Annotated in this window: 7 protein-coding genes; 5 read left to right on the top strand and 2 right to left on the bottom strand. The window is 68.5% G+C overall.

Annotated features, from left to right (window positions below; genetic code table 11):
- Positions 1–11: 11 nt before the first annotated feature.
- The 4 genes from E7V67_019160 to E7V67_019145 all read left to right on the top strand — a co-directional run bounded on the left by E7V67_019160 (position 12) and on the right by E7V67_019145 (position 8,540).
- Positions 12–5,255, top strand: coding sequence for a DUF4214 domain-containing protein (locus E7V67_019160; GenBank protein ID WUR11807.1), 5,244 nt, complete (start codon positions 12–14; stop codon positions 5,253–5,255).
- Between the two features lie 114 nt (positions 5,256–5,369).
- On the top strand, positions 5,370–6,830 hold the full coding sequence (locus E7V67_019155) for a catalase (GenBank protein ID WUR11806.1): 1,461 nt from the start codon (positions 5,370–5,372) through the stop codon (positions 6,828–6,830).
- Positions 6,831–6,949: 119 nt separating this feature from the next.
- A complete protein-coding gene (locus E7V67_019150; protein ID WUR11805.1) occupies positions 6,950–8,074 on the top strand; it encodes a M14-type cytosolic carboxypeptidase in 1,125 nt (374 codons plus the stop codon).
- Position 8,075: 1 nt separating this feature from the next.
- Positions 8,076–8,540 (top strand): CYTH domain-containing protein, encoded by a 465-nt coding sequence (locus tag E7V67_019145; GenBank protein WUR11804.1) that lies wholly within the window; start codon positions 8,076–8,078, stop codon positions 8,538–8,540.
- A gap of 58 nt (positions 8,541–8,598) precedes the next feature.
- Here E7V67_019145 and E7V67_019140 read toward each other — a convergent pair whose 3' ends face one another.
- A complete protein-coding gene (locus E7V67_019140; GenBank protein ID WUR11803.1) occupies positions 8,599–9,060 on the bottom strand; it encodes a hypothetical protein in 462 nt (153 codons plus the stop codon).
- A 295-nt stretch (positions 9,061–9,355) separates the two neighbouring features.
- Between E7V67_019140 and E7V67_019135 the strand changes: the two genes are divergently transcribed.
- Positions 9,356–9,787: a hypothetical protein gene (locus tag E7V67_019135; protein WUR11802.1), complete on the top strand. Its 432-nt coding sequence runs from the start codon at positions 9,356–9,358 to the stop codon at positions 9,785–9,787.
- 136 nt (positions 9,788–9,923) lie between these two features.
- Here E7V67_019135 and E7V67_019130 read toward each other — a convergent pair whose 3' ends face one another.
- Entirely contained in the window at positions 9,924–11,189 is a 1,266-nt protein-coding gene (locus E7V67_019130; protein ID WUR11801.1) for a DUF2863 family protein, read from the bottom strand.
- Positions 11,190–11,213: the final 24 nt, after the last annotated feature.

Genomic DNA, 11,213 nt, shown 5'->3' with positions numbered 1-11,213 from the left:
CAGGAACCGTCATGTCCAGCACCTTCGATTTCTCCAGCCGCGTCATCAGCGCCCCAGACCCCGACAGCACGCCGTCGTCCACGGTGTACCAGACCGTCGACGGCCACACGCTGCAGCTGACGGGCGACCGTGGCGGCTGGGCGGTGATGCAGGAGGGCGTCTACGCGGGCGGCGACGTCGCGGTACTGCACGGCGCCGCGTTGTTCAAGGGAATCAGCGACTTTGCCAGTTCGCTGCGCCTGTCGCTCGAGCCCGGCACGGTGTTCGACCTGACCTCCCTCAACCTGTGGGACCAGAATGCCAGGGCGGGCGTCCAGTTCCGGCTGACGACCAGCACGGGACACAGCATGGACACCGCGCCGACCGATGCGCAGGGCGCCGTGTCGTTCCTTGACCGCGGCACCTTGCTGCAAGGCGTGAGCTGGGTCGAGATCTCGATGACGGACGCGCGCGAAACGTTCAGCCCGGCCCTGGACGACATCGTGCTGTCCAATATCTCCTTCGTGCCCCGCTTCAGTGCCTTCGACTTCACGCTGGCTGCCCGGCAGAACGGTGCCGCCGTCGATCTCGCCAGCCTGCTGCGCGTCACGGACAGCGACAGCGGCCAGACGCTGACGTGGACACAGGTCAGCGGGCCCGCCCACGGCACGCTGATCCTGTCGAATGCGACGGCCACGATCCGCGACGGCGACGGCGACATCGAACCGGGCGGCACCCTGACCTACCAGAGCGCCGCCGGTTACGCGGGCATGGACAGCTTCACGATCCGCGTGTCGGACGGCATCGCCAGCAAGATGCAGACCGTCACCGTCAAGGTGGCGCCGGACCGGCCAGGCGCGCCGCAGCTGGACCCGGCCGACGACACCGGCGCGCCCGGCGACAACGTCACGGCGGCCGACGCCATGACGTTCTCCGGCACCAGCGGCGCGGGCGACAGCAGCAGCAGCGTGCGCGTGTTCGTCGATACGGACGGCGACGGCGCCTTCGATGCCGGCGAAGCCAACGGCACGGCCACTGTCGCCGACGGCAGCTGGCGGGTGGAACACCTCGACACCTCGCGCCTGGCCAGCGGAACCTACGACGTGCGCGCCATCGTCACCTCGGCCAGCGGCAATGTGTCGAGCGCGGCCAGCGAGTCGCTGTCGATCCGCATCGACCATACCCCACCGGCGCTCACGGCCGGCGCCATCGCGCTGTCGGCCGACAGCGGCAGCAGCGCCAGCGACGGCATCACCAACCGCGCGGCGCAGACCATCACGGCGCAGCTGTCGGCGCCCCTGGCGGCCGGCGACAAGCTGCTGGGCTCCGTCGACGGCGGTCGCAGCTGGACCGACCTGACGGACAAGGTCGCCGGCACGACGCTGACCTGGACCGGCGCGACGCTGGTCGACGGCGGCGGTATCGCGCTGCGCGTGGACGACGAGACCGGCAACCAGGGCGTGACCGCCATCCGCGCCTACACGCTCGACACGCTGGCGCCGAGCCAGGGCATGGCGAGCATCGCGCTGGCCGCCGACACCGGCGCCAGCGCCACCGATCTCGTCACGAACGTGGCGGCGCAGATCATCTCCGGCACGCTCAGCGCGAGCACGGGCGCCGGCGACATCGTCGAGGTCTCGCTCGACGACGGCGCGCACTGGAGCCAGGCCCAGAACACCAGTGGCAGCAGCGCATGGACATTGGCGGGGCAGACGCTGCCCGCCAGCGGCACGCTGCAGGTGCGCGTCAGCGATACCGCCGGCAACCACGGTCCCGCCACCGCGCTGGCCTACGTGGTCGACACCGGCGCGCCCAGCGCCGCGCTGCCCGTTGGCGCGGAGCTGGTGGCACCGACCGGCGCCATGTTCGCCTTCACCGTCACGTACGGCGATGCCGCCACCGGCATCGACGCGGCCACGTTCGGCACCGGCAACGTGACCGTGCGCGACCCGCAGGGCAACCTGCTGGCCGTTACCGGCTTCGCCGTCAGCGGCAACGTCGCCACCTACACGGTGCAGGCGCCGGGCGGCAGCTGGGATACCGGCGATGCGGGCGCCTACGCGATCGGCATCGGCGCGCAGCGCGTGCGCGACGTGGCGGGCAACCCCGTCGATGCCGCCACGGCTACCCTCGACGTTACCTTCAGCACGGCCCCCAAGGTGAGCGCGCTGGCGCTGGGTGCCGACACTGGCATCAGCGCGACCGATTTCGTCACGAAGGAGCGCACGCAGACCATCGAGGCCACGTTGCGCCATGCGCTGGCCGCCGGCGACAAGGTGTGGGGCTCGCTGGACAACGGCGCCACGTGGACCGACATCACGGGATCGGTGGACGGCACCGCCGTGCGCTGGCAGGGCGTCACGCTGGCCGATGCCGGCACCATCGTCGTCAAGGCCACCGACAACGCCGGCCAGGACAGCCAGGGCGCGAGCCACGCGTTCCAGCTGATCGCCACGGCACCGACCGTGGCCGCCGCGGACATCGCCTTCGCGGCCGACAGTGGCGCCAGCGCCAACGACTTCGTCACGCGCACGGCCACCCAGAACATGGGCGGCACGCTGGACGGCGTGCTGGCGGCCGGCCAGTTCGTCGAGGTGTCGCTGGACGGCGGTGCGCACTGGGTCAACGCCACGGGCGGCGCCAGTACCTGGACGCTGCACGACCAGACCCTGGCCGGCAGCGGCACCGTGCAGGTGCGCATCGGCGATGTCGCCGGTAACCATGGCGCCGTGCTGGAACAGCGCTATACCATCGATGCCGAAGCGCCGCTGGCCGCGCGTCCCGTGCGCGCCGATGTGCTCGATCCGCGCGGCGCCTTCACGTTCGCCGTCGCCTACGCCGATGCGGGCGGTGCGGGTCTCGATCCAGCGACGTTCGGCACCGGCAACGTGACGGTGCGCGGCGCGCACGGCGCGCTGGCGGTCTCGGGCTACTCGGTGGCCGGTGGCACGGTGACCTATACGGTGGACGCGCCCGCCGGCGGCTGGACCGCGGCGAGCCTGGGCGACTACACCATCGGCATTACCGGCACCGTGCGCGACCTGGCCGGCAACGCCGTCGCGGCCGACGCCAATGCGCTGACGTTCCACGTCGGCGTGCGCCCGACCGCCACGATCACGGTGGCCGACAGCGCGCTGGCGGCCGGCGAGACGACCACGGTGACGATCGCTTTTGACCAGGCGGGCGTGCGCGGCCTGGACCTGGCCGACCTCACGGTGGCGCGCGGCACGCTGTCCGGGCTGACCAGTGCGGGCGACGGCCGCACCTGGACCGCCACCTTGACGCCGGCCGCCGGCACCTGGGCGGACGGGAACACGGTCACGCTGGACCTGGGCGGCGTGATGAGCGCCGACGGCACGATCGTCGCGGGCAGCGTGCGCTCGAACGCCTATGCCGTGCAGACCGGCACGCCGCCGCAGACCGCGACGAATGCGACGATGGACGGCATGCCGGTGCTGGCGCTGACCGGCACCGATCCCGCCACGGGCCTGGCGGTACGCACGATCACCGTGCAGCCGGTGCCGGCGGGCCGCGCGGCCGGCGACCTGGCCGATATCGTGCTGGACGCGGCGGCGGGCAGCCAGAAAGCCAGCTTGAGTGTCGGCCTGCCGGTCGGCGCGGCCCTGCAACTGGGCGGCCCCACGGCGCTGCTCACGCACGAGCAGGCGCTGCTCGACCTGGCGCATCGGCTCGGCACGCCGGCGGCCGATGCCGGCAAGGCCTTCCTGGCCGGGCTGGGGGCCGGACTGCCGGTGCAGACGGCCACGCTGGTTCCGATCGCTTCCTCCGCCGCGCTGCCGCTGACGATCGGGGCCACTGGCAACGCCGCCAGCGCCATCGTGCTGGACGCGCGCCAGCTGGCGGCCGGCGCCACCGTCATGCTCGACAACGTGGACTTCGCCGCCGTCGTCGGCCAGGTCACCCTGCGCGGCGGCGCCGGCGACAACTACGTGGTCGGTGACGATGCCCGCCAGAACCTGTACCTCGGCGCGGGCGACGACGTGCTGCTGGGCGGCGGCGGCGACGACGTCATCGGCAGCGCCGGCGGTAACGATACGCTCGATGGCGGTAGCGGCAACGATGTCGTCATCGGCGGCGTTGGCGACGACCGCCTGGCAGGGGGCAGCGGCGACGACGTGCTGCAGGGCGGGCGCAGCGAGCGCGGTGCCTGGACCTTCACGCTCGATGGCAAGGGCAGCCTGACGGCGCGCCACGAGACGGCCACGTTCGCCCCCGGCCAGCAGGAGAGCGTGGCGTTGGCGGAGCTGAACAAGGCCGCCGCGGGACTGGACTTCCTGCAGGCCTCCGCCACGACGCTGGTCGATATCGCGCTGCTGTATCGGGCCGCGTTCGGCCGCGCCCCCGACCTGGCGGGCCTGAACTTCCACCTGGAGCGGGGCGGCGACATGGCGGCGATCGCGCGCGGCTTTACCGCGTCGGCCGAGTGGCGCGAGTTGGGGCTGGAGCGGCTGGACAACGCGGCGTTCGTGCGCCAGATGTACGAGCAGGTATTGGGCCGCAAGGGCGACCCCGAGGGCCTGGCCTTCTGGGCCGCGCAGCTGGAGGGCGCCACTGGCAAGTTCGTGACGCGCGCCGAAGTGCTGGCCGGCTTCGCGCTCAGCGACGAGGCGCGGGCGCTGCACAAGGGCGGTCTGGCGATCGCCGCGACCAGCGTCACGCTGGAAGACGGCTGGCTCACCGGCAGCGGCAACGACCGCCTGGCCGGTGGTGCCGGCAACGATACGCTGGTCGGCGGCGATGGCATGGACACGGCGGTGTTCGAAGGCAAGCGGGCCGACGCCAGGGTCACGCTGGGCGCCGACGGACTGGTCCACGTCGTCACCGCCACCGGTACGGACACGCTGCGCTCCATCGAGCTGGGCGAGTTCGCGGACGGCACCGTCGACTTGCGCTTCACCCAGGCCAGCGTCGACAAGCTGGCGACCGTCGGCCTGCTGTACCAAGCCGTGCTCGACCGCGCCGGCGACGCGGCCGGCTTCGCCTTCTGGGCGGCGCAGGACGTGCCGGTGGCCCGGCTGGCGGTGGGTTTCGCCGGCTCGACCGAGTTCCAGGCTCGCTATGGCGACATGGACGACGCTGGCTTTGTGCGTGCCTTGTACGCCAATTCCGGCCTCGCGACCAACGCGGCTGGCGGCAGCGCGGCGTGGGTCGACTACCTGCAGACGCACAGCCGTGCCGAGCTGGTAGGCGCTTGGGTAGGGCAAGACGCCGTGCACGATGCGCAGTTTGCAACAGGCGGTCTGTGGCTGGTATGAGGTCCGCCTCTTCCATTGGTAATAGCTATTAATGTGATTGAATTAATTGGCTTTGTTAATCTGTGCTGCGTCCGTAGAATTGCCTTACGTTCACATCACAGAGGAGCAAGCCCCATGAGCCAGCAGATCACGACCGCGTCCGGCATTCCCGTCGCCGACAACCAGAATTCCGCCAGCGCGGGCTCCCGTGGCCCGCTGCTGCTGCAGGACTTCCACCTGATCGAAAAGCTGCAGCACTTCAACCGCGAGCGCATTCCCGAGCGCGTGGTGCACGCCAAGGGTTCGGGCGCCTACGGCAAGTTCACCGTCACGCACGACATCACCCGCTACACCAAGGCCAGGCTGTTCTCGGCCATCGGCAAGGAGACGGAAACCTTCCTGCGCTTCTCCACCGTGGGTGGCGAGAAGGGCAGCGCCGACACGGAACGCGACCCGCGCGGCTTCGCGGTGCGCTTCTACACGGAAGAGGGCAACTGGGACCTGGTCGGCAACAACACGCCCGTTTTCTTCATCAAGGACGGCATCAAGTTCCCCGACTTCATCCACACGCAAAAGCGCCTGGCGCAGTCGAACCTGAAGTCGCCGACCGCGATGTTCGATTTCTGGAGCCGCGCGCCCGAATCCCTGCACCAGGTCACGACCCTGTTCTCCAGCCGCGGCACGCCGGACGGCTACCGCCACATGGACGGCTTCGGCAGCCACACGTTCAGCCTGATCAACGCAGCCGGCGAGCGCGTCTACGTGAAATGGCACTTCAAGACCCAGCAGGGCATCAAGAACCTGACGGCGGCGGACGCGGTGCGCCTGGCGGGCGAAGACCCCGACTACGCCCAGCGCGACTTGTTCGAGGCGATCGCCCGCGGCGATTACCCGCGCTGGACCGTGTACGTGCAGACCGCCACGGAAGGCGAGCTCGCCGCCTGGGAGCAGCGCACCGGCTGGAACCCGTTCGACCTGACCAAGGTGTGGCCGCATGGCGACTTCCCGCTGCAGCAGGTGGGTGTACTGGAACTGAACCGCAATCCGCTCAACTACCACGCCGAAGTGGAGCAGGCCGCGCTGTCGCCGGCCAACGTGGTGCCGGGCATGGGCTACTCGCCGGACAAGATGCTGCAGGCGCGCCTGTTCGCCTACCACGACGCCCAGCTGTACCGCGTCGGCACCAACCACCAGCACCTGCCGGTCAACGCGCCGCGCTGCCCGTTCCACAACCAGCAGCGCGACGGCGCGATGGCGCTGGCCAACGGCGGTGCCGCGCAGAACTACGCTACCGTCGAAGCGGCCGGCAGCAACCCACAAGGACTGGGCCACGGCGAGCCGGCCCTGAACCTGAACGGCCCGGCCGCGCGCTACGACGGCCGCGGCGCCGAGGACGACTACACGCAGGCAGGCAACCTGTTCCGCCTGCTGCCGGCGGACGAAAAGCAGGCGCTGTTCGACAACCTGGCCGGCCCCCTGTCGCAGGTACCGGACGAGATCGTGTTCCGCCAGCTGGGCCACTTCGACCAGGCGGACCCTGCCTACGGCGCCGGCGTGCGCGCCGCGCTGAAGGCCCGCGGCCGCAACGTCGACTGACGCCAGCGGGACACCGGTGCCAGGCACCGGTGTCCCGAATCGGGGACAGCCTCCCGATTTTGCATTCTCGGCATAAAGCGGGGACAATAGCGCATTGTGTTTTGAAGGAACCCGGAACAATGACGATCAAGATCAGCCAGAACTTCGACTCCGGCGCCATCGAGGTGGTGAACGCGAGCGACCCCGCCAACGTCGAACTGAAACTGCGCAGCGACTCGCATGCCGACATCCACCAGTGGTTCCACTTCCGCGTGCAGGGCGCGCGCGGGCAGGCGCTGGCGCTGCGCTTCACCAATGCCGGCCAGGCCACGTATGCCAAGGGATTCGAGGACTACAACGCGGTGGCCAGCTACGACGGCGAGAACTGGTTCCGCGTGCCGACCTCCTTCGACGGCGAGGTGATGACGATCCGCCACACGCCCGACCTGGACAGCGTCTACTACGCCTACTTCGAGCCGTATTCGTGGGAACGCCACCTGCGCCTCTTGGGCGAAGTGGCCGAGAACCCGATCGCGCGCGTGTCGGACCTGGGTTCCACCATCGACGGCCGCGACATGAACCTCGTCACGATCGGTAATCCCCAGGCCGAAAAGAAGATCTGGTTCATCGCGCGCCAGCACCCGGGCGAATCGATGGCCGAATGGTTCGTCGAAGGCCTGATCGACGCGCTGCTGGACGACGCCAACCCGATCGCCCGCAAGCTGCTGCAGCGCTGCGTGTTCCATATCGTGCCGAACATGAACCCGGACGGCTCGGTGCGCGGCAACCTGCGCACCAACGCGGCTGGCGCCAACCTGAACCGCGAATGGATGACGCCGAGCCCCGACCGCTCGCCGGAAGTGCTGTGCGTGAAGGAGAAGATCCACGCGACCGGCGTCGACATGTTCTTCGACATCCACGGTGACGAAGCGCTGCCGTACAACTTCGTGGCCGGCAACGAGATGCTGGAGAAGTTTACGCCCGCGCAGGCCGCGGCGCAGAAGGCCTTCATCGAGCGCTACAAGAACGCCAGCCCGGACTTCCAGGACCAGGTCGGCTACCCGGTCAGCAAGTACAAGGAAGACATGCTGACCCTGGCGTCGAAGTACATCGGCCACCACTTCGGCTGCCTGGCGCTGACCCTGGAGATGCCGTTCAAGGACAACGCCGACCTGCCGGTGCCGCACGTGGGCTGGAACGGCGCGCGCAGCGCGGCGCTGGGCGCGGCCATCCTGCAACCGATCCTGCTGTCGCTGGACGACTGACATGGGCGTCGAAATCGAGCACAAGTTCCTCGTCAAGAGCGACGCCTGGAAGGCGCTGGGCGAGCCGGTGCTGATCCGGCAGGGCTACCTGTCGTCGCACCCGGAGCGTGTGGTGCGCGTGCGCATCTACGGCGACGAGGCATTCATGACGATCAAGTCGAAAGCCGTCGGCATCGCGCGGGGCGAGTGGGAATATCCGCTGCCGCTGGCGGATGCGCAGGAATTCCTCGACCGGCTGTGCGAGCAGCCCATCATCGAGAAATACCGCCGTCGTATCGAGCATGCCGGCTTCACGTGGGAAGTGGACGAGTTCCTGGGCGTGAACGCGGGCCTGGTCGTGGCCGAGATCGAAGTCCCGGCCGAGGGGCAGGCGTTCGACAAGCCGGACTGGCTAGGCGACGAGGTCAGCGACGATCCGCGCTACCTCAATTCGAACCTGATCAGCCGGCCTTTCTCGACCTGGTAAGCGCCAGCCTGACGACAGCAAGCCCCGCCGCAGCGGGGCTTTTTTCATGGCGATCGCCTCAACGCTTCTCGGCGGCGCTGCCGGTGGTGCCGGCCTTGTCGGACGCTCCCGAGCTGGACATATTGGTCGTGCCCGTGCGCGTCTTGCCCGAGGCAGGCTTGCCTGTGGCATCGCCCGTGGTGCCGGCTTTGTCCGACGCGCCGGAGCTGGACATATTGGTCGTGCCGGTCGTGGCCGAGCCGCCCGTGCCCGACATGTCCGACGCGCCCGAGGTGCCCGTGGTGCCACCTGTGGTGCCCGCTTTATCCGATGCGCCCGAGTTCGACATATTCGTCGTGCCGGACTGCTTGGACTTGTTGCGGGCGTGCTTCTTGCCGGTCTGCTGGGTGCTGGAGGTGTCGGTGGCGCTGGACGTGTCCTGCGACACCGTGGCCGGCGCGCCGCTGGCGCCGCTGGTCTGCGCCAGGGCGAAGGTGGACATGGTGGCAAGGATGGCTGCTGCGATCATCGATTTACGCATGACGAATACTCCTGTAGTGGTGGACGCTGAGCGGTCGATCGACCGCGAACGGCAAGCTTACCGGCAGCTTGACGTCAGCCACATCAGCGCGCGTAGCCACAGGTGGTGGGACGGCGCCTACAGTAGGTCCGTTTTGTAACGAAGCTTGTATCAGGGTAAGCGTGGTAGGACTCGTCCCACTTGCCGAAGATCAGTACGCCTATGCAATACCGAAGCACTGGTGTTTAATCTGTACCCAGGGCGAGAAAGAAATGCCGAGATAAAAAATTAAAACCGTCGACATAAGGAGATGACCATGCGCGTTTCACCATTCACGGCGGCTTCGGCCACGGCAGCATTCCTGATTACCATCATTGCCGGCGCCGGCCAGGCACAGACGGCGATGGACGCGCTGAAAAACAAGCCAGGCAGCGTCGGTCTGCAGCCGACGCAGGCCAACAGCGACAAGAACGCCCGCAAGGAAGCCGAGCGCAAGGACAGCCCGCGCTCGCTGAACGTCACGGGCAATGCCGATAGCAAGAACGGCGGTGCCAGCGGCGACACGGGCGCGGCAGGGGAGACGGGCAGCTCGAAGCCGTCGCACTCGGCCTTGGGCGGCACGGCGCAGCGCGCCGGCAAGGACAGCAATTCGCAGGCCGATACCTCCGGCCAGGGCTCGGCCAAGGCCAACAGCCGCAATTCGACCAACAGCAATGGTACGCAGGGGCGCAGCAATATGACGCACTGAACGGCTGGGGTCTGTCCCCTTGGGGACTGACCCCGAAGTTGCTCGTCAGGCACCATAAACACAGCAAACTTCGGGGTCAGTCCCTTGCAGGGACAGACCCCAAAAAAACCTCGCCGCGGCGAGGTTTTTTCATGCATCAGTGGAAGTGCTCGGTCCCGGCCGGCGCGTCTTCCGGCATCTCGGCATGCACCAGCTCGCCAGAAGGATCGGCGAACAAAGGGGCGCCGCAGTCGTCGCAATATTCCGCCACGTAGCGCTCGCCCAGCTTCTTGATGACGGAAACGCCGGCAGCGTTCAGGTGCTCGACGATTTCCTCGACCGGCGTGCGCGGCTGCAGCAGGTTCGCCAGGCCGCCCGCCAGCGGGCCTTCCGGCGGCGTGCCTTCCTCGTCTTCCTGGCCGTACAGCGGCCATACCACGCCATAGATCACGTCGCTGTCGGAACGGCGCGTGAAGGCCACCCGGTATTCGTCGATCTGGCCTTCGGCCGCTTCCTCGCCGAAGCCGGCGATGACGGCGCGCAGTTCCGACGGCTCGCACGCCAGCGTGTGCGTCAGGTAGTGCACGGCCGCGCGGATCGAGACCGGGCGGATCAGCTTGTCCGCCTCGCGGCAGGCCATGTAATAGGCTTCCGGCAGCAGCAGCTCGATGCCGCAGCCCGGCAGCAGGCGCGCCACCGTCGGCTGGGCCTGCGTGCGCCAGGCTTCCAGCGCGTTGCGGCGTTCATCGGCCTGGTGCAGGTGCGCGCCCGGCATCTGCCAGCGGAACAGCGCTTCGCCATGCGGCGCCACGACGGCGGCGATCAGGTAGCGCGTGTCGGCCAGGAAGGGCGCCGTTTCCGGCGGCTTTACGTCCGTTTTGACCGCCACGCCCTTGATGGCCGCCTGCGCCAGCTTGTTCATCTTGGCATACGTCTCCGCATGGGTGCGCGGCAGCTGGTCGATCGAAAACAGGTTCGACGCCATCGCCATCTTTGTACCATCGGCCAGCAGGTGGGCGGAGAAGTGGGCGGACAGCGTGTTCAGCACGTCTGCCGGGATCGGGCCGGACGCGATCGAATAGCGGGTCCAGGCCAGGATCGGCGCGGCCACCAGCAGCACGTCGTACTGGGCGGTGCTGCCGTCGCTATCGACGCTGATCGTAGCCGACTCGCTGACGGCCTCGACGCTGTCCATCAGCACGTCATAGGCGGCCAGGTCGGCGGAAAACAGGCTGTTGAGGGCGGCGTCGACGGTGTCCTGGTGGCCCGTCTTCAAGAGCTTGTGCAGCTGGCTGTCGAGCGCGCGTTCCCAGCTGCGCTCTTCGAGGCGGCTGGCGGATTGGCCGACGGCCTGGGCGAGGGTGGAGAGGCGCTGGCTGTCGGCGGACAATTTGTTGGATGAATCTTTGGATGGGCGACGCATAGCGCTTAAGAATCTCGGTCAGTG

Origin of the sequence: [Empedobacter] haloabium (assembly GCA_008011715.2) — a bacterium.
Classification (GTDB): domain Bacteria; phylum Pseudomonadota; class Gammaproteobacteria; order Burkholderiales; family Burkholderiaceae_D; genus Rugamonas; species Rugamonas haloabia.
This window is presented reverse-complemented; position numbering and strand designations above follow the sequence as displayed.

Coding starts and splice junctions, on each gene's coding strand:
- E7V67_019155 (WUR11806.1), top strand. CDS start 5,370: ATGAGCCAGCAGATCACGACCGCGTCCGGCATTCCCGTCGCCGACAAC.
- E7V67_019140 (WUR11803.1), bottom strand. CDS start 9,060: ATGCGTAAATCGATGATCGCAGCAGCCATCCTTGCCACCATGTCCACC.
- E7V67_019130 (WUR11801.1), bottom strand. CDS start 11,189: ATGCGTCGCCCATCCAAAGATTCATCCAACAAATTGTCCGCCGACAGC.
- E7V67_019135 (WUR11802.1), top strand. CDS start 9,356: ATGCGCGTTTCACCATTCACGGCGGCTTCGGCCACGGCAGCATTCCTG.
- E7V67_019160 (WUR11807.1), top strand. CDS start 12: ATGTCCAGCACCTTCGATTTCTCCAGCCGCGTCATCAGCGCCCCAGAC.
- E7V67_019145 (WUR11804.1), top strand. CDS start 8,076: ATGGGCGTCGAAATCGAGCACAAGTTCCTCGTCAAGAGCGACGCCTGG.
- E7V67_019150 (WUR11805.1), top strand. CDS start 6,950: ATGACGATCAAGATCAGCCAGAACTTCGACTCCGGCGCCATCGAGGTG.